We start from the raw sequence: 18,024 nt of genomic DNA on the forward strand, positions 1-18,024 counted from the left end.
ACATTTTCTGGCTTGGCGTCAGGCGGGATCGCCGCGAGGCATCCACCGCTCTGACGTCCCTGAAATGTCATGCCAACTGCTCAGTGACAAGGGGGAAGCAGACATTTTATGCACTTTTTCGCGGATTTACCGCGGTTTCCGTTGCATTTTCGCCGCGCATTCCCCGCACCACGCGGTCGCGCCCGTCCAGATCGGGCAGAACCGAGATGTCGATAAGACCCGCTTCGCGCAGCAGATTTGACACTGCGCCCCCCTGCGTCGGCCCGATCTCCAGCAAGACGCACCCGCCCGGCGCCAGATGCGCACGCAGGCCCGCCGCGATGGCGCGATACGCCCCCAACCCGTCCCCTTCATCGGTCAGCGCCATGCGCGGCTCGTGCCGCAACTCCGGCGCCAACCCCTCCATTTCCTCTGCCGCGATATAGGGCGGGTTCGACACGATCAGGTCGAACTGCCCGCCAACACCGGCGAACCAGTCGCCTTGCAAGAACGCGCACCGCTCCTCCACCCCGAGGCGGCGCGCGTTTTCCCGCGCCACGTTCAACGCCTGCGGCGACAACTCGGTGCCAACGCCCCGTGCCGCCGGCCGCTCCGCCAGCAACGTGATCAGGATCGCCCCGGACCCAACCCCTATATCCAGAACCGTGTCGAAAGGCCGCTCCAGGGCGGCCTCAATCAGCGTCTCCGTCTCGGGGCGCGGATCCAGCACATCGGGGCCAACTTTGAACCGCCGCCCATAAAACAGACGCTGGCCCGTCAAATGCGAAACCGGCTCACGCCCGGCACGGCGGCGCACAAGGCCCCGGAACCGATCGTGCTGTTTGGCAGTCATAGCGTAATGCGCCATCAGGATCAGGCGCGATGGATCAACGCCCAAAACATGCGCCATCAGGTGCCCCGCATCGCGCGCGGCCCCTTCGATCCCATGCTTGTCCAGATAGTGGATCGCCTCGCGCAGGGCGCCGCCAACCTCAAGGCTCGGATCATCGGCGGGGCGGCTGCCCTCAGACATCGTTCATCTCGGCCATCAGGGCCGCCTGGTGATCGCTGATCAGGGCGTCGATGATCTCGTCCAGATCGCCCATCATCACCTGGTCCAGCTTGTAAAGCGTCAGGTTGATCCGGTGATCGGTCACCCGTCCCTGCGGAAAGTTGTAGGTGCGGATGCGTTCGCTACGATCGCCGCTGCCGACCTGTGCCCGCCGGTCCGCGGCCCGCGCGCCCTCGACGCGCTGGCGCTCAAGATCGAACAGGCGCGCGCGCAGCACATTCATCGCTATATCGCGGTTGCGGTGCTGCGACTTTTGCGAACTGGTCACGACGATATCCGTCGGCAAATGGGTGATGCGCACCGCCGAATCGGTGGTGTTCACGTGCTGTCCACCCGCGCCGCTTGACCGCATCGTGTCGATCCGCAGATCGTTCGGGTCGATCTCGACATCCACCTCCTCGGCCTCTGGCAGCACCGCCACCGTCGCGGCCGAGGTATGGATGCGCCCGCCCGATTCGGTGCTGGGCACGCGCTGCACCCTGTGCACGCCGCTTTCGAACTTGAGGCGCGCGAACACGCCCGCGCCCTTCACATGCGCCACCACCTCGCGGATACCGCCCAGCTCGGTCTCCTGCATCTCGACGATGTCCATGCTCCAGCCGCGCGCCTCGGCATAGCGTTGGTACATCCGCAGCAGATCGGCGGCGAACAGCGCCGCCTCGTCGCCGCCGGTGCCGGGGCGGATCTCGATCATGGCGGGCCTGGCGTCAGCCGCGTCCTTGGGCAGCAGCGCCTTTTGCAACTCTGCCTCGATGGCCTCAAGCCGCTCTTCCAGCTTCGGCAATTCCTCCTGCGCGAGCGCGCGCATCTCCTCGTCGTCCATCATCGCCCGCGTCTCTTCGATCTCGGACATGAGGGCATTATGCGCGGCCACCTGCTGCGCCACCGGGCGCAACTCGGCATACTCGCGGCCAAGGGCGGCTATATCGCCGCCCCCCTCGGCCAGCCGGGCCTCGAGATATTCGAAACGTTGGGTAATCCGGTCCAGCCGGTCGCGCGAGATCATGGCCCTGCTGTCCCCCATTCGCCCCCTTTGGTCAAGAGGGCAGCCCATGCTATCATCGGCGCATGCGACATAAACCGGCCCTCCTGCTTGCGCCATTGTGCCTTGCCATACCCCTGCCGGGCACATCCGCCGCGCTCGCCGATACCACTATCGGCGGCAAGACGGTGGATTGTTATTGCACCGACAAGAGCGGCGCGCGCGTCGAGCTGGGGCAAAGCATCTGCTTGCAAGTGGACGGGCGCATGTTCACCGCACAGTGCCAAATGTCGCTCAACGTGCCGATGTGGCGCGAGGTGGCGTCGGGCTGCCTCAGCTCACGCATCGCGCCCCAACTGGTCGAGCCACCGGCTGACGCGGGCCTTGTTGACCCCCATATCTGAACGCCCGAACCGAAGTCGCGCATGAATGATCAAGGTATCACCGCGTAGCACAACGGTCGTGTAATCGGGAAACCCCCAAAAGGCCGAGCGCGTGACATAACTCAGCATGCCCTCGTCCAGCGACCCGGCCAGATGCACGGTGCGCGGCGTGGCGCGAATGATCGCATCCAGCCGCGCCAGATCCTCCGCCGTGCCCGGCACCGCGCGGATCACCCCGGCGGCATAGTCGTGGTCCTGCCGCACAAGCGGCGCAACATGCCATCGTGCCGGGTCCGTGGGCGCCAGCCGCACCCAAAGGGCGATCCCAATGCCCACCACCACTGCGGCGATAAGGACCGCGGCAAACCATTTCATGACACGTCTCCTTGCTTGGGGGCACGGCGCTATGCACGCCGCGTCCAGCCCCACAATGCGATCAACTCCATCGCAACATGCGCCCCCGCCACCGCCGTGGCGCCGGTCGTGTCGAACGGGGGCGAAACCTCCATTATATCACCGCCCACAAGGTTGATCCCCGCCAGATCGCGCAGGATCGCCGCCGCCTGCCAGCTTGCCAACCCGCCCCACACGGGCGTTCCGGTGCCGGGCGCAAACGCGGGGTCCAGCGCATCAATATCGAAACTGATATAGACCGGGTTGTCGCCCACCAATTCCTTGGCGCGGGCCACCACCGCCGCGGCGCCTTGCTCGTGCACGCTGCGCGCGTCGATATAGGACATGCCAAGATAGTCGTCGCACTCCGTCCTGATCCCGATCTGGACCGAGCGCGCCGGGTCCACCACCCCGGTTTTCACCGCCTTGTACATCATCGTGCCGTGGTCGATGCGATCCATGTCATCGTCGGCCCACAGGTCGGAATGCGCGTCGAACTGGATCACCGACATCGGCCCGTATTTCTCGGCATGCGCCTGAAGCGCGGGCAAGGTGCAATAGTGATCGCCCCCCAGCATGATCGCCCCCGCCCCGGCCGACAGGATACCGCCGATATGCCCACGCAGGGCGGCGGGAAACTCGGACACCTTGGCATAGTCGAACGCCATATCGCCATAATCGGCGATCGCGATCTGCCCCAGCGGATCATACCCCCACCCATAGGGCGGATCATATGGCTGCAGGCAGCTCGCCTCGCGGATCGCGCGCGGGCCCAGTCGTGCGCCGGGCCGGTTAGTCACCGCCTGATCGAACGGCACCCCCGTCACGGCAAGATCGACGCCCCCCAGGTCCTTGGTATAGCGCCGGCGCAGGAACGATGTCGCCCCGCCAAAGGTGTTCTCATGCGTCAGCCCGCGCAGATCGGCGCGGGTAAAGGCCTGATCGACCTGGGTCTTGGCATCTTCCAGTGCCATGAGTGCTCTCCTTCCCCGTGATATTTCCGCCGCCGCTCAGGCGGCCGGCGCGCTTTGCTCGATGATCCGCGCAAAGAACGACGCCCCGACAGGCGCCACCGCATCGTTGAAATCAAACGCCGGATGATGCAGCCCGCCAGCCGCCTCGCCCTGCCCGAGAAACAGGTAGGCCCCGGGCCTCGCCTGCAACATGTAGGAGAAATCCTCGGCGCCCATCTCGCGCGTCATCTCGGCGTTGACATGGGCCGCGCCGGACACCTCCGCCGCCACCCCGGCGGCAAAGGCCGTCTGCTCCGCATGGTTGATCGTGGCCGGATACAGCATGTCATAATCCAGCTCCGCCGAAACGCCATAGCTGGCCGCCTGCCCCGCGACAATCTCGGCCATGCGGGTGCGGACCATGTCCTGCACCCCGGACGAGAAACTGCGTACCGTGCCGCCGACATAGGCAGTGTCAGGCACAATATTGTCGGCGCTGCCGGTATGGATCTGCGTGACCGAGATCACCAGGTCATCCAGCGCATAATGATTGCGGCTGGTGATCGTCTGGAGCGCCTGCGCGATGCCCACGGCCGCCATCACCGGATCGCGCGCGTCATGCGGCATCGCGCCGTGTCCGCCCAGCCCCTTGATATCGATGTGGAAACTGTCCACCGCCGCCATGATCGGCCCCGGCGTCGTCTGGAAATTCCCCGCCTCAAGCCCCGGCAAGGTATGCAGCGCATAGATCGCGTCAATGCCGAAACGGTCCATGATCCCCTCGTCGACCATGACGCCGCCACCGCCGCCGTTTTCCTCGGCCGGTTGAAACACAAACACCGCGCGCCCCGCGAAATTCCGTGTCTCGGCAAGGTACCGCGCCGCGCCCAGCAGCATCGTCGTGTGCCCGTCATGGCCGCAGGCATGCATCGCGCCCGCCCGCTTGGACGCCCACTCCGCGCCCGTGGCCTCATTGATCGGCAGCGCGTCCATATCGGCGCGCAGCGCGGTCACCGGACCCTCGCCCTTGCCCTCGATCACCGCGACGATGCCGGTCTTGGCGATGCCCTCGTGGATCTCGTCCACCCCGAATTCGCGCAGGCGCTCGGCCACGAACTGCGCCGTATCGAACAGGTCGAACGCCAGTTCGGGATTTTGGTGCAAGTGCCGCCGCCAGGCGGTCATGTCATCGGCAAACCCGGCGATGCGGTTGATCACGGCCATGGGTGGACTCCTTGAAAGGCTCAGGTCAGGTTGCACTCAACACCAGGAACGGAGCAGTCGCAATGCCCAACACCGCCCCCACCGCCACGCCCACCGATACACCCCAAGGCGCGCTTCCCCGCCTGCTGTGGATCATGCGCAAACTGCGCGATCCCGACACCGGCTGCCCGTGGGACATCGAGCAGGATTTCACCACCATCGCCCCCTACACGATCGAAGAAGCCTACGAGGTGGCCGACGCGATCGAACACGCCGATTGGCCCGAACTGGAGGGCGAATTGGGCGATCTGCTGCTGCAGGTCGTGTTTCACGGACAAATCGCCGCCGAGGCGGGCCTGTTTGATTTCGACAGCATCGCACAGCGGATCGGCGACAAGATGATCGCGCGCCATCCACACGTGTTCGGAGACGATAGCCGCGAGAAATCCGCCACCCAGCAGACCCGCGATTGGGAGGCGATCAAGGCCACCGAGCGCGCCGGCAAGGATCAGGGCGGCGCGCTGGACGGTGTGGCGCTTGGCCTGCCGGCGCTGACCCGCGCGCTCAAACTGCAAAAACGCGCCGCGCGCGTCGGCTTCGACTGGCCTCAGACCGGCGAGGTGCTGGATAAGATCGTCGAAGAAGCGGGCGAGCTGGCAGAGGCGCGCGATGACATGACCCAGACCGAGATAAACGAGGAATTCGGCGATCTGCTCTTTGTGATGGTCAATCTCGGGCGCCACATGGGCGTCGATGCCGAGGCCGCCCTGCGCGCCGCCAACGCCAAGTTCACCCGCCGGTTCACCCATATCGAATCGCGATTGGCCGAAATGGGCAAAACGCCGCCCGACTCCGACCTGGCAGAAATGGATGCACTTTGGGACGCGGCCAAGGCCATTGAACGGGGCCAGGACGACGTGAATTAATTTCCGACTTTTTTATTCAGCTATTGACCCGAGTATTTTTGTCGGAATATAGCAAAGGGCATCGCAACAAGAGCCCAAAGAGGATATTCGATGCCAAGTCCGATGAAATCCGCATTTCTGGCCATGACCGCCGTCGCGGTCGCGGCCCCCGCCATGGCCGACGAGGTCAATCTCTATTCCTATCGTCAACCCGAGCTTCTGGCGCCGCTGACCGATGCCTTCACCGAGGAAACCGGCATCGAAGTGAATGTCGCACATCTCGACAAGGGCATGGTCGAGCGTCTCAAGGCCGAGGGCAAACGCTCCCCCGCCGACCTGGTCCTGACGGTCGACATCTCGCGCCTCGCGGCGGTGGTCGACGCAGGTCTGACCCAGGCCGCCGATAGCGACACGCTGCGCGCCAACGTGCCCGACATCTACCACGATCCCGACGGGCATTGGTGGGGCCTGACGACGCGCGCCCGTGTCGTTTATGCCAGCAAAGAGCGCGTCGCTGAAGGCGCCCTGACCAACTACGAGCAGCTTGCCGATCCCGAATGGGAGGGCCGCATTTGCACCCGTTCGGGCACGCATCCCTACAACGTCGCCCTGGTCGCGGCCATGCTGCACCACCACGGCGCGGATGAGACCCGCACCTGGCTGGAAGGCGTGAAGTCCAACCTCGCGCGCAAACCGCAAGGCAACGATCGCGCGCAGATCAAGGCGATCTGGGCCGGCGAATGCGACATCAGCCTTGGCAACACTTACTACATGGGCAAGATGCTGGAGGACGAAGAGCAAACCGAATGGGCCAACAGCGTGCGCCTGCTGTTCCCCGAGTTCGAAGGCGGCGGCACCCACGTGAACATCTCCGGCGTGGCGATGACCAAGTCCGCGCCGAACCGCGACAACGCGCTGGCCTTCATGGAATTCCTGACATCCCCCGAGGCGCAAAAAATCTATGCCGAGGCAAACTACGAATACCCCATCGCACCGGGCACCGAGGCGATCGAGCTGGTGCGTGACTGGGGCGATTTCACCGCCGATCCGGTCAACCTGATGGACCTGGCCGCGCTGCGCCCCGACGCGCTGCGCCTGATCGAGCAGGTCGATTTCGACGGCTAAGATGGACCCGGTTCGGCCGACCTGACCAAGACCAGCGCGCTCGCGGAACCCCGCGAGCGCGTTTTTGGTTTGGATGCCTGATGTGCGGGGTGAAGAAGCGGCAGCGCTATTGAACGATCAGGTTGCCCTTATCCTGTCGCGGTAGACTGAAGAGCCGCGTATCGTCGGGCCGAGGTTCGGCGATCCTCCGCATGATTGCTCAAAGCCCGATCGCAACAAACACCCCCCTTGGCCTCGCCGATCGGAGCAACTGGAAAAATCACATCAATGGCATATGTTAGCAGCATGACACTGACCATACCGTTCGATAACAGCTACGCGCGCCTGCCTGATAGCTTTTTCAGCAGGCAACCGCCCGCCCCCGTGGCCGCGCCCGAGTTGCTGGCCTTCAATGACGCGCTCGCGGCCGAGCTGGGCGTGGACCCCGGCACCGCGCAAGACCGCGCCGATGTGTTCGCCGGCAATCGCACGCCCACCGGCGCCGACCCGCTGGCGCAGGCCTATGCCGGGCATCAGTTCGGCGGCTTCAACCCACAACTGGGCGACGGGCGTGCCATTCTGTTGGGCGAGGTCGTGGATCGCCACGGGCGCCGCCGCGACATCCAGATCAAGGGCGCCGGCCGCACCCCCTATTCGCGGATGGGCGACGGGCGCGCATGGATGGGGCCGGTCCTGCGCGAATACCTGCTGAGCGAGGCGATGCACGCCATGGGTATCCCCACCACCCGCGCGCTGGCCGCCGTCGCCACCGGCGAGCCGGTCTACCGCGACGCCGCCCTGCCCGGCGCGGCGCTGACCCGCGTCGCCGCCAGCCATATCCGCGTCGGCACGTTCCAGTATTTTGCCGCGCGGCAGGATATTGAAAGCCTCAAGGCCCTGTTCGAGCACACCCGCGCCCGCCACTTCCCGCAGGCGCAATCGCCGCTGGAAGTGCTTGAACAGGCGATCGAGCGGCAGGCCGATCTGGTGGCAAGCTGGTTGTCGGTCGGGTTCATTCACGGCGTGATGAACACCGACAACACCGCGCTTTCTGGCGAGACGATCGATTACGGCCCCGCCGCCTTCATGGATAGCTACCACCCCGTCACGGTCTATAGCTCGATCGACCGGCAAGGGCGCTATTCCTACGACAACCAACCGCGCATCATCGTGTGGAACATGGCGCAACTGGCCGGTGCGCTGGTGCCGCTAATGCCCGATACCGACGACGCCATCGCCCGCTTCACAGACGCCGTCAACGCCATGCCCGCCCGGATCGAGGCCGCATGGCGCCGCCGCTTTGCCGCCAAGATCGGTATTGATGCGCCGCAAGACGGCGACGAGGCGCTGATCAACGATCTTCTTGGCCTCATGGCCGAAGCCAGCGCCGATTTCACCAACACCTTCCGCGACTTGGCTCACGGCAACGCGCGCCACCATTTCCCCGAACCTGAGCGCTATGACGACTGGCATACCCGCTGGCAGGACCGGCTGGCGTCGGAAACCGACCCGGCCGCGCGCATGTTGGCGGCGAACCCGGCGCTGATCCCGCGCAATCACCGGGTCGAGGAAATGATCCAGGCCGCCGTCGCGGGCGACATGACGCCGTTCCACCAGCTGCTGTCTGCGCTGTCCACTCCCTATGACGACCCGGCACCGGAAAACCGCGCGTTGACCGAGCCGCCACAGCCACACGAGGTCGTCAGGCAAACTTTCTGCGGCACCTGACAAAAGGTTCCCGCGAATTCCCCGGTTCTTGAAGGCCGGTGATAACATTGATGCGGTCCTTGGCGACCGATTGATGAGCCGCGTAGTCCCCGACCGTCGGATGGGCGCTGCAACGTGTGTGACTCGCACTTTGTGCCAGCCAAATACCTCTTCGTTATCAATCACTCGATACGTCGGCAAAAGCGCCCGCCCGCCACGCCAGAGGCGTGCCGACGATAAGCGGCGCACCTCTGGTGCGACGAGGGCGGTCGGGCGCTGCGCGGCGGCGCGCAAGCGCGCCTCGATTCGGCGCATTGGTGCCAAGCCTTCAACGTCCGCAATAGGACACCATGCCCCCCTGCGCGGCAGTTAAAACCACCGCTGCGAAACTTCCGTCAGGTGGAAAGCACTAACCGCGCTTGGTGCGCATCTGCCCCTTGCCAAGATGCTTGGCCAGGGCGCCGGCGTTCTTCTCGCGGCGGTTCTTGTAGGGGTTCTTGGCCCCCTGCCCCCGCATATGCAGCCGAATCGGCGTCCCCGGCATGTCGAAATCCGCGCGCAGCCCGTTCACCAGGTAGCGGGTGTAGCTGTCCGACATCTTGTCAGGCGCCGAGCACATCACCACGAACCCCGGCGGGCGTGTCTTGACCTGCGTCATGTAGCGCAGCTTGATCCGCTTGCCGCCCGGCGCGGGGGGCGGGTGCGCCTCGACCATGCCCGCCAGCCAACGATTGAGCTGCGCCGTGGGGATGCGCGTGTTCCACGTCTCGTAGGCGCCCTTGATCGCAGCCTGCAACCGGTCCAGGCCCCGCCCCGTCACCGCCGACACGGTAACCAGCGGCGCACCGCGCAACTGCGGCAACAGCCGCTCGAACGCCTCACGCAGATCGCGCAGCTTGCCCTGCCGGTCCTCTTCGATGTCCCACTTGTTCACCGCCACGACCACCGCGCGCCCCTCGCGCTCGGCCAGGTCGGCAATGCGCAGGTCCTGCTGCTCGAATGGAATAGCCGCATCCAGAAGCACCACGACCACCTCGGCGAACTTCACCGCGCGCAGCCCGTCCGAGACGCTCAGCTTCTCCAGCTTGTCCTGAACGCGCGCCTTCTTGCGCATGCCCGCGGTATCCCAGATCCGCACCGGCAGGCCATCCCAATCGATCGACAGCGAAATCGCGTCGCGGGTGATGCCCGCCTCGGGGCCGGTCAGAAGGCGCTCTTCGCCCAGTATCTTGTTGATAAGCGTTGATTTTCCCGCGTTCGGCCGCCCCACCACGGCGATTTGCATCGGCCGCTCGGGCGTGGGCCAGCGCACGGCATTCTCGCCCTCGACCTCTTCGCCGTCCTCGTCGATCGCCACGTCGGTGACCGGCGTGCTGTCCACCGCCTGCGCCGCGTGCTCATCGGCCAACGGCATCAACACGTGCAACAGATCGCTCAGCCCCTCGCCATGCTCCGCCGACAGCCGCAGCGGCTCGCCCAGACCCAGGCCCCACGCCTCCATCGCGCCGGCCTCGCCGGCGCGGCCCTCGGCCTTGTTGGCGCCCACGATCACGTGCTTGCCCCGCTTGCGCAGGATATCTGCGAACACCTCGTCGGTGGGGGTCACGCCGGTGCGCGCATCGATCAGGAACAGGCAGACATCGGCCATGTCCACTGCCCGCTCGGTCAGCTTGCGCATCCGCCCCTGAAGCGACTCGTCGGTGACCTGCTCCAACCCGGCGGTGTCGATCACGGTAAAGCGCAGATCGCCCAGCCGCGCCTCGCCCTCGCGCAGGTCGCGGGTGACTCCGGGCTGGTCGTCAACCAGCGCCAGACGCTTGCCGACAAGGCGGTTGAACAGGGTCGATTTGCCCACATTCGGGCGGCCCACGATGGCCAGTGTGAACGTCATGTATAACGGGCTCCCAACGGATCAGGCCGCCGCGATACACCATCGCGGCGTCAACGGAAAGCGTGCAATTGCCCGCGTACCCCAACCACGTAAAGCGTACCGCCCGCCACCACCGGATCGGTGGTCGCGCCGCCGGGCACCGCGGCGGCATGTGTCAGCGCGCCGCTCTTGGGGTCAAAGAACCGCAATTGCCCGTCGTTCGAGGCAACAACGATGCGCCCCCCGGCCAGGATCGGACCGTAATGCGCCACCACTTCGACCTGCTTGCGCGGGCGCGACTTGATGAAACCAGGAAGTTCCACGCCCCACACGCGGCTGCCGTTGCTTGCATTCAGGCGGATCAGCTCGTTGCGATCTGAGATCATGAACAGCGAATTGCCCGCCGGCAAGACCGGGTTCACCGCGCCCTCGCGCGCGGTCCATATCCGCTCGCCATTGGCGACGTTCAGGGCCACGACGCGGCCCGCGTGGCTGCCCACGTAGACACGGTTGCCGTCGATCACCGGATCGCCGGTGATGTCGCCGACCTTGGCCAGCGCGCTGAACCGGCGCTGACCGCGCAGCGACGCATTCCAGGCCCGCAAACCGCCCTTGCGGAAGGTCGCCTGCACTTCACCGCCGCCAAACGCAAAGATGGCATAAGTGCCGCTCAGCGCCGGCGCCGGCGCGCCCAGCACGTTGGACACGTCGGGCGTGGCATTCACTTGCCACTGTACCCGACCTGTTTCGGCATCCACGGCCCAGCCGGTATCGTCACCCGACACGAGGTAAACCAGCCCGCCATACACCGTCGGCGCGCCCGATCCCGTGGCCTGCAAACGCTGCTGCCAGATCACCGCGCCGCTGGCCGGGTCCAGCGCCGTCAACAGGCCAAAGCCCGACGACACGAACAGCTTACCGTCGCCATATGCAAGGCCCCCGCCGGTCGCCTGATCCGCCCGGTCGCCCGGCGGCGTGACGGTGCGGCTCCAGATCGTCTGCCCGCTGGTCGAGGTGGCAACCACCTGCGCCGCCGCATCCATGGTGAAAATCCGGCCCCCGGCCACCACCGGATCGGCTGTGATGCGCATCCGGCGGCTGTCGCCCTGCCCGATACCGGCGCTCCAGACCTGCTGCGGCGCGGGCCGCATCGCGGCATGGGCCACCCGCGTTCGCGGCGTGCCTATGGTGTGCGTCCACTCGGCGTTTTGAACCTGCCCCGGCAGGGAAATCGGCGCGGCGGTGTTTTGCGGCTGCTCTGCCGCTTGCTCTTCGCCGCTCAGGGCGCGCACGTCCTCGCGCTCTCCGGGCAGGTAGGTTTCCCGCTCACACCCCGACACGGCCATGATCCCGGCCAGTCCCACAATCGCCACGGTCCGTTTCAACACGTCTGCCCCCTGTCCACCCTCGCGGGTCTGCACAGCCAAATCACATGCGCCGCCGGTCGCGGCCTCAGTTGCCGCCGCCCGTGCCCGGCACCGCCGTGTCGGCCGCGGCCGCATCCTCGGCGCCAAGCGCCAGCATCAACCGCGATGCGCGCCGGCGCAAGCCCGATGTCACCATCGAATCGTCCATGATCCGCTGCAACCGTTCAATCGCATCCTCGCGCGCGCCCGCCGCGATATCCATCAGCGCCAGTTGCTCCTCGGCCTGAAGCCGTAGGGGCGATCCGGATGAGACCAGCCCCTCAAGCCGCAGGCGACGCTCCTCTTCGCCCAGGGTCTCGGCTAGCAGCGCCGACTTGAACCCGGCCATGTCGCGGTAGATCTCGGGCAACTCGCCATCGGTGGCGATGCTGTCCAGCTCCCCCGCGGCCGCCTCTGCCTGCCCGTCCGCGACCAGTTCCGCGGCCCTGAGCATGTCCACCACGGCCTGCGCGCCCGGCGTGTGCGTCTCGACCGAAGCCAGCGCGTCAACCCGCGCTTGCGGTTCGTCGGCCTGCATCGCCGCCAGGATGGCATCGCCAGTGGCCTGCGCGCGCGCCTCTGCCTGCGACTTGCGCCACTCGTTCAAGGCCGCGCCGCCCACCAGCAGCAGCACCGCCAGCACCGCGATCCAGCCATATCTGCGCATCAGCCGGAACAGACGGTCGCGGCGCACTTCTTCGGTGACTTCTTCGATAAAACTGTCGGTCTGGCTCACGCGTCACCCCCAAATGATTTCGCCCCTCTTAGCGCGAAGGCCGCGCTCTGCCAAGGGGCAGCGCCCGCGCCGGGCGGTGTTGCGCGTGATGCCTCCTGTGGCGTCTCGTGTGGCGTCTGGGCAACAAATCTGAACTGATCAGTTCAGAATGATTGCCAGCGAGCATTGCAATCGGTATGGGCGGCGTTATTTAACGTTGCATTACAATGAAAGCGTTCCCGCGGCCGAGAGGACCCCGAATGAGACTGATCCCAATCCTGACCGCTATAGTGGTATCGGCCGTTCTGTACCTCTTGGTGATGGAGCGGGACTTGCTGTTTCAGGTTGCGCAGGAAGGTGTCGCGCCCCTGCAGGAACGGGTCGAGGAATTGACCGGCGACGCACAGCCCCCCACCGGCGCCGATACCGCCGATACCGCCGCGCCTGCTGACACTCAAACCGCCCAGACCGCCGCGCAACAGCCTCCCGCGCAAGAGAATGCGCAGCAGGTCGTTTCGGTCGTCGCGCAACGCTCCACCGCGCGCACCGTTGACAGCGCCGTCATCCTGCGTGGCGAAACGCAAGCCTATCGCCAGGTCGAGGCGCGCGCCGAAACCTCCGGGCAGGTGATCTCGCAGCCCCTGCGCAAGGGCGCCGAGATCAGCAAGGACGAGATCCTGTGCAAGATCGACGCCGGAACCCGCCAAGCCGCGCTGAAAGAGGCCGAGTCGCGCCTGGCCGAGGCCCGCGCCCGCGTCCCCGAGGCGCAATCGCGCGTGGAAGAGGCCAAGGCCCGCCTGGAAGAGGCGCGTATCAACGACAACGCCGCCTCCAAGCTGTCGGTCGAAGGCTTTGCCTCGGGCACCCGCGTGGCCACCGCGCACGCCAACCTGCGCAGCGCCGAAGCCGCGGTGCAAACCGCCAAGGCAGGCCTGCAGGGTGCGCAATCGGCGATCCAGTCCGCCGAAGCCGCCGTCGCCGCCGCCCGCAAGGAGATCGAGCGCCTGACCATCTCCGCGCCCTTCGCCGGCCTGCTCGAAAGCGACACCGCCGAGGTGGGCAGCCTGCTGCAACCCGGCGGGCTGTGCGCCACGGTGATCCAGCTTGATCCGATCAAGCTGGTCGGCTTCGTGCCCGAAACCGAGGTCGGGCGCATCAATATCGGCGCCCCGGCGCGGGCGCGGCTGGCCTCGGGCGACCAAGTGCAGGGGCGCGTGACCTTCCTGTCGCGCTCGGCCGATCCCACCACCCGCACCTTCCGCGTCGAGATCGAGGTCGCCAACCCCGACGGCGCGGTGCGCGACGGGCAAACCGCCGAGATCGGCATCGCCGCCGACGGCGCAAGGGCGCACCTGTTGCCCGCCTCGGCCCTGACGCTGGACGATGACGGAACGCTTGGCGTGCGCATCGTCGGCGACGGGGACGTCGCCGCGTTCCGCCCCGTGACCCTGCTGCGCGATACCGCGGAGGGCGTCCTGGTCACCGGCCTGTCCGATCAGGTGGATGTCATCGTCGTCGGTCAGGAATTCGTCACCGCCGGCGTGCCGCTCGATCCCACGTTCAACGAGGCAAAACCATGATCGGCATGGTCGATTGGGCCGCCGCGCGGGCGCGCATGGTCATGGCCTTTATCCTGCTGTCGCTGGCGGCGGGGGGCTATGCCTATTGGAGCCTGCCCAAGGAGGGCGAGCCGGATATCGAGATCCCCGCGCTCTTTGTTTCGGTTCCCTTCCCCGGCATCTCGGCCGAAGACAGCGAAAAGCTGCTGGTCAAGCCGATGGAGACGGAGCTGGCCGATCTCGACGGGCTTGAGACGATGACCGCCACGGCCGCCGAAGGCTATGGCGGTATCGCGCTGGAGTTCGAGTTTGGCTGGGACAAGACCAAGATCATGGCCGACGTGCGCGAAGCCATGAACACCGCCGAAAGCAATTTCCCCGACGGGTTCGAGAAGTATTCGATCAACGAGATCAACTTTTCCGAGTTTCCGATCATCATCGTCAATCTGACCGGCGACGTGCCCGAACGCACCATGGCCCGCATCGCCAAGGATCTCCAGGAAGAGATCGAGGCGCTCGATGCCGTGATGGAGGCCGGTATCGCCGGCAACCGCGACGAGATGGTCGAGGTGGTGATCGAACCGCTGCGCCTCGAATCCTACAACGTCACGGCGGGCGAACTGATCAACGTCGTGCAGAACAACAACCTGCTGATCGCCGCCGGCGAGGTCGAGACCGATCAGGGCGCGTTCAGCGTCAAGATCCCCTCGTCCTTCGACGAGGCGCGCGATATCTACGATCTGCCGGTGAAAACCAACGGTACCCGCGTCGTGACGCTGGGCGATCTGGCGCGCATCAACCTCACCTTCGAGGACCGCCTCGGCACCGCCCGGTTCAACGGCGACGCGACGGTCGCGCTGCAGGTGGTCAAGCGCAAGGGCTTCAACCTGATCGACACCGCCGCCCGCGTGCGCGAGATCGTCAAGACCGAACAGGCCAACTGGCCCGCCGAGATGCGCGCCGCCGTCACCGCAGGCACCTCCAACGACCAAAGCCGCGTCGTCGGCTCCATGGTCAGTCAGCTCGAAGGCTCGGTCCTCACCGCGATCGCGCTGGTGATGATCGTGGTGCTGGCCGCGCTTGGCACGCGCGCGGCGCTGCTGGTCGGCTTCGCCATTCCCACCTCGTTCCTGCTGTGCTTCGTGCTGCTGGCCGTGATGGACGTGACCGTGTCGAACATCGTGATGTTCGGCCTGATCCTGGCCGTGGGGATGCTGGTGGACGGGGCCATCGTGGTGGTCGAATACGCCGACAAGCGCATCGCGCAGGGCGTCGGCCCGATGCACGCCTACGTGGACGCGGCCAAGCGCATGTTCTGGCCCATCGTCAGCTCCACCGCGACAACGCTCTGCGCCTTCCTGCCGATGCTGTTCTGGCCGGGCGTGTCGGGCGAATTCATGGGCATGCTGCCCGTCACGCTGATCTTCGTGCTGATGGCGTCGCTGATCGTGGCTCTGATCTACCTGCCGGTGATGGGCGGCGTCACCGGCCGCGTCAGCCGCCTGTTCGGTCGCAGCAGCGACGCGCTGCGCCGCACCCTGCCCTGGGTCTTGCGCGCCGCTCTGGTGCCCGTGGCGCTCTACGCGGTGTTCGTGGGCGCGATGCAGGTGCTCAACCCCGCCTACCTGCTGTCTGAGGCCGCGCCCCCCGCCGCCGCGCTGGCCGCGGGCATCGCGCTGTTTCTCGGCGGGTCGGTCGCGGCCTCGATCACCCTTGGTTCGGCCCGGATCGAATGGCGCGCGCGTCGTATCTATGCCGGCCACCGCCGCAGCCCCTTCGGCTGGTTCATCAAGGCGATCGTCAGCAACCCGATCATGCCCCTCGTCGCCATCGGCGGGGTCGCGGCCTTTGTCGCGGCGGTTTTCCTGAGCTACCAGGAAAACAACCGAGGCGTCCAATTCTTCGTCGACTCCGAGCCGGAGCAAGCCATCGTCTACGTACGCGCCCGTGGCAACCTGTCGCTCGCCGAGAAGGACCGCATCGTGCAGCAGGCCGAATCCATCGTCCTGCGTCACCCCGGCGTTGACAACGCCTTTGCCTTCGCGGGCGATGGTGGGCTTGATCAGAACACCGGCGGCGCGCAGCCGCCGCTCGACACCATCGGCCAGATACAGCTTGAGCTGGTCCCGTGGGAAGATCGCCGCTTCCAGCCCGAGCTTGACGGCAATGTCGTGATCGACGAGCTAACCGCCGCGCTGTCCGACATACCCGGCGTCCGCGTCGAGATCCTCGAGCAATCGCGCGGCCCTGCCAGCGCCAAGCCGGTGCACCTGCGCCTCATGGGCGACAACTGGACCGAGCTGAAGCAAACCACCGAACAGGTGCGCGCGAAGTTCGAGGAAACCACCGGCCTGACCCAGACCGAAGACACCCTGCCCCTGCCCGGCATCGACTGGCAGATCGACGTCGATGTCGAAAAGGCCGGCCGCTTTGGCGCCGATGTCGCCACCGTCGGCGCGATGGTGCAACTGGTCACGCGCGGCATCCTTCTGGACACGATGCGCGTCGAAAGCAGCGACGAGGAAATCGAGATCCGCGTGCGCCTGCCCGAGCAGGATCGCGTGCTGTCCACCCTCGACGCGCTCAAGGTCCGCACCCGCGACGGGCTGGTGCCACTGGCCAATTTCATCACCCGCCAACCGGTCCCGAAACTGGCCCAGATCAAGCGCGTCGATCAAAAGCGGTATTTCGACGTCAAGGCCGGCGTCGCGCCCAACCTGGTCAAGCTGTCCGGCCCGGATGGCACCCCGCTGGGAACCGCCCGCCGTCTTGATCCGGGTGCCAGCGCGCCGAACGGCACACCACTGATCGAATCCGGGCAGGACCGCCTGGCCCTGATCGCCCCCGAAAGCGGCGCCACCCCCGCCGATGTCGCGCAGGCCGCGCAAGACGGCACGCTCACCCTGACGCCCGTCAACGCCAACGAGCGGATCGCCACCCTGACCGAGTGGCTGGAAACCGACCCGCTGCCGTCGGGCATCGATTGGGAATGGACCGGCGACCAGGAGGAACAAGCCGAATCCGGCGCCTTCCTGCAAAAGGCGTTCGCCGGCGCGCTCGGGTTGATGTTCATCATCCTGCTGGCACAATTCAACAGCTTCTATAACTCGGTTCTGGTGCTGCTGGCGGTGGTTCTGTCCACGACCGGCGTGCTGATCGGTATGATGGTGATGGAGCAGAGCTTTTCCATCATCATGACCGGCACAGGCATCGTCGCGCTGGCCGGGATCGTGGTGAACAACAACATCGTGCTGATCGACACCTACCAGGAATACAGCAAATACATGCCCCGGCTCGAGGCGATCATCCGCACCGCCGAGGCGCGTATCCGCCCCGTGCTGCTGACCACGATCACCACCATGGCCGGCCTAACCCCGATGATGCTGGGCCTCAGCCTCGATTTCTTCCAAGGGGGCTATTCGCTCGACAGCCCCACCGCCCTGTGGTGGAAACAACTGGCCACCGCGGTGGTGTTCGGCCTTGGGATCGCAACGGTGCTGACGCTGGTATTCACCCCCTCGCTGCTGGCGCTTCGGGTCTGGGCCGGCACCTACATGCGCGGCATCGGGCGGCTCCTGGCGATCCTCACCGGCGGCCGCTCCAGCCGCGTCGCCCGCGATTGGTCCCTGCGCCGCGCCGCCCGCCGCCTCAAGGCGCCCGAGCTGATCTGGGACGAGGAAACACCGCCCGAGGACGCACCGACGCAACTGCCTTCCGGCTCCGGCCGCTCCCTGCGCGCGGCCGAATAGGCGCCGCCGCAACGCAACGCTTGTGACCGCCCGCGCGCCCCGCT

The 18,024-nt window shown here is 66.2% G+C and carries 14 protein-coding genes; 6 read left to right on the forward strand and 8 right to left on the reverse strand.

Going from position 1 to position 18,024, the window contains the following annotated elements; genetic code table 11:
- Positions 1 to 106 precede the first annotated feature (106 nt).
- A complete protein-coding gene (gene prmC / locus G568_RS18200) occupies positions 107 to 1,012 on the reverse strand; it encodes a peptide chain release factor N(5)-glutamine methyltransferase (RefSeq protein WP_084627331.1) in 906 nt (301 codons plus the stop codon).
- Positions 1,005 to 2,057 (reverse strand): peptide chain release factor 1, encoded by a 1,053-nt coding sequence (gene prfA / locus G568_RS0103810; RefSeq protein ID WP_026756782.1) that lies wholly within the window; start codon positions 2,055 to 2,057, stop codon positions 1,005 to 1,007. Before prfA ends, prmC begins: the two co-directional genes overlap by 8 nt.
- Before the next feature lie 62 nt (positions 2,058 to 2,119).
- On the opposite strand from prfA, the gene G568_RS0103815 reads away from it, so the two are divergent.
- The gene (locus G568_RS0103815; protein ID WP_026756783.1) at positions 2,120 to 2,437 is read left to right on the forward strand and encodes a hypothetical protein; all 318 of its coding nucleotides are present in this window, start codon (positions 2,120 to 2,122) and stop codon (positions 2,435 to 2,437) included.
- Here the strand turns inward: G568_RS0103815 and G568_RS0103820 are convergent.
- The 3 genes from G568_RS0103820 to G568_RS0103830 are packed head-to-tail and all read right to left on the reverse strand — an operon-like array spanning position 2,372 to position 4,986.
- Complete coding sequence (locus G568_RS0103820) at positions 2,372 to 2,791, reverse strand: DUF1499 domain-containing protein (RefSeq protein WP_026756784.1); 420 nt, start codon at positions 2,789 to 2,791, stop codon at positions 2,372 to 2,374. The genes G568_RS0103815 and G568_RS0103820 overlap by 66 nt on opposite strands.
- Before the next feature lie 29 nt (positions 2,792 to 2,820).
- Positions 2,821 to 3,783 carry an agmatinase gene (gene speB / locus G568_RS0103825; protein ID WP_026756785.1) on the reverse strand — a complete coding sequence of 321 codons (963 nt, stop codon included), beginning with the start codon at positions 3,781 to 3,783 and terminating at the stop codon, positions 2,821 to 2,823.
- Between the two features lie 36 nt (positions 3,784 to 3,819).
- On the reverse strand, positions 3,820 to 4,986 hold the full coding sequence (locus G568_RS0103830; protein ID WP_026756786.1) for a M20 aminoacylase family protein: 1,167 nt from the start codon (positions 4,984 to 4,986) through the stop codon (positions 3,820 to 3,822).
- A 62-nt stretch (positions 4,987 to 5,048) separates the two neighbouring features.
- Here G568_RS0103830 and mazG point away from each other — a divergent pair, with 62 nt between their 5' ends.
- The 3 genes from mazG (at position 5,049) to G568_RS0103845 (ending at position 8,702) form a co-directional block, all read left to right on the forward strand.
- Positions 5,049 to 5,891: a nucleoside triphosphate pyrophosphohydrolase gene (mazG, locus tag G568_RS0103835; protein ID WP_037373586.1), complete on the forward strand. Its 843-nt coding sequence runs from the start codon at positions 5,049 to 5,051 to the stop codon at positions 5,889 to 5,891.
- 102 nt (positions 5,892 to 5,993) lie between these two features.
- Positions 5,994 to 6,995, forward strand: a complete 1,002-nt coding sequence (locus tag G568_RS0103840; RefSeq protein WP_026756788.1) for a Fe(3+) ABC transporter substrate-binding protein — start codon at positions 5,994 to 5,996, stop codon at positions 6,993 to 6,995.
- Between the two features lie 285 nt (positions 6,996 to 7,280).
- Positions 7,281 to 8,702 (forward strand): protein adenylyltransferase SelO, encoded by a 1,422-nt coding sequence (locus tag G568_RS0103845; RefSeq protein ID WP_026756789.1) that lies wholly within the window; start codon positions 7,281 to 7,283, stop codon positions 8,700 to 8,702.
- Positions 8,703 to 9,090: 388 nt separating this feature from the next.
- Here the strand turns inward: G568_RS0103845 and der are convergent, their stop codons facing one another.
- The 3 genes from der to G568_RS0103860 form a co-directional block, all read right to left on the reverse strand.
- The gene (gene der / locus G568_RS0103850) at positions 9,091 to 10,572 is read right to left on the reverse strand and encodes a ribosome biogenesis GTPase Der (RefSeq protein WP_026756790.1); all 1,482 of its coding nucleotides are present in this window, start codon (positions 10,570 to 10,572) and stop codon (positions 9,091 to 9,093) included.
- A gap of 50 nt (positions 10,573 to 10,622) precedes the next feature.
- Entirely contained in the window at positions 10,623 to 11,939 is a 1,317-nt protein-coding gene (locus G568_RS0103855; protein ID WP_342664601.1) for a PQQ-like beta-propeller repeat protein, read from the reverse strand.
- Between the two features lie 64 nt (positions 11,940 to 12,003).
- On the reverse strand, positions 12,004 to 12,693 hold the full coding sequence (locus G568_RS0103860) for a hypothetical protein (RefSeq protein WP_026756792.1): 690 nt from the start codon (positions 12,691 to 12,693) through the stop codon (positions 12,004 to 12,006).
- A gap of 239 nt (positions 12,694 to 12,932) precedes the next feature.
- On the opposite strand from G568_RS0103860, the gene G568_RS0103865 reads away from it, so the two are divergent.
- Both G568_RS0103865 and G568_RS0103870 read left to right on the forward strand, forming a co-directional pair.
- Positions 12,933 to 14,252: an efflux RND transporter periplasmic adaptor subunit gene (locus G568_RS0103865; RefSeq protein WP_026756793.1), complete on the forward strand. Its 1,320-nt coding sequence runs from the start codon at positions 12,933 to 12,935 to the stop codon at positions 14,250 to 14,252.
- The gene (locus G568_RS0103870; protein ID WP_026756794.1) at positions 14,249 to 17,980 is read left to right on the forward strand and encodes an efflux RND transporter permease subunit; all 3,732 of its coding nucleotides are present in this window, start codon (positions 14,249 to 14,251) and stop codon (positions 17,978 to 17,980) included. The genes G568_RS0103865 and G568_RS0103870 overlap by 4 nt, the downstream gene beginning before the upstream one ends.
- The last annotated feature ends 44 nt before the right edge of the window (positions 17,981 to 18,024 follow it).

It is taken from the genome of Sediminimonas qiaohouensis DSM 21189 (genome assembly GCF_000423645.1).
GTDB lineage: Bacteria > Pseudomonadota > Alphaproteobacteria > Rhodobacterales > Rhodobacteraceae > Sediminimonas > Sediminimonas qiaohouensis.

Excerpts from the sequence above, each read along its gene's own strand:
- prfA (WP_026756782.1), bottom strand. The coding sequence starts at position 2,057 with ATGATCTCGCGCGACCGGCTGGACCGGATTACCCAACGTTTCGAATAT.
- G568_RS0103845 (WP_026756789.1), top strand. The coding sequence starts at position 7,281 with ATGACACTGACCATACCGTTCGATAACAGCTACGCGCGCCTGCCTGAT.
- speB (WP_026756785.1), bottom strand. The coding sequence starts at position 3,783 with ATGGCACTGGAAGATGCCAAGACCCAGGTCGATCAGGCCTTTACCCGC.
- G568_RS0103820 (WP_026756784.1), bottom strand. The coding sequence starts at position 2,791 with ATGAAATGGTTTGCCGCGGTCCTTATCGCCGCAGTGGTGGTGGGCATT.
- G568_RS0103830 (WP_026756786.1), bottom strand. The coding sequence starts at position 4,986 with ATGGCCGTGATCAACCGCATCGCCGGGTTTGCCGATGACATGACCGCC.
- G568_RS0103870 (WP_026756794.1), top strand. The coding sequence starts at position 14,249 with ATGATCGGCATGGTCGATTGGGCCGCCGCGCGGGCGCGCATGGTCATG.
- prmC (WP_084627331.1), bottom strand. The coding sequence starts at position 1,012 with ATGTCTGAGGGCAGCCGCCCCGCCGATGATCCGAGCCTTGAGGTTGGC.
- G568_RS0103815 (WP_026756783.1), top strand. The coding sequence starts at position 2,120 with ATGCGACATAAACCGGCCCTCCTGCTTGCGCCATTGTGCCTTGCCATA.
- G568_RS0103840 (WP_026756788.1), top strand. The coding sequence starts at position 5,994 with ATGAAATCCGCATTTCTGGCCATGACCGCCGTCGCGGTCGCGGCCCCC.
- G568_RS0103865 (WP_026756793.1), top strand. The coding sequence starts at position 12,933 with ATGAGACTGATCCCAATCCTGACCGCTATAGTGGTATCGGCCGTTCTG.
- mazG (WP_037373586.1), top strand. The coding sequence starts at position 5,049 with ATGCCCAACACCGCCCCCACCGCCACGCCCACCGATACACCCCAAGGC.
- der (WP_026756790.1), bottom strand. The coding sequence starts at position 10,572 with ATGACGTTCACACTGGCCATCGTGGGCCGCCCGAATGTGGGCAAATCG.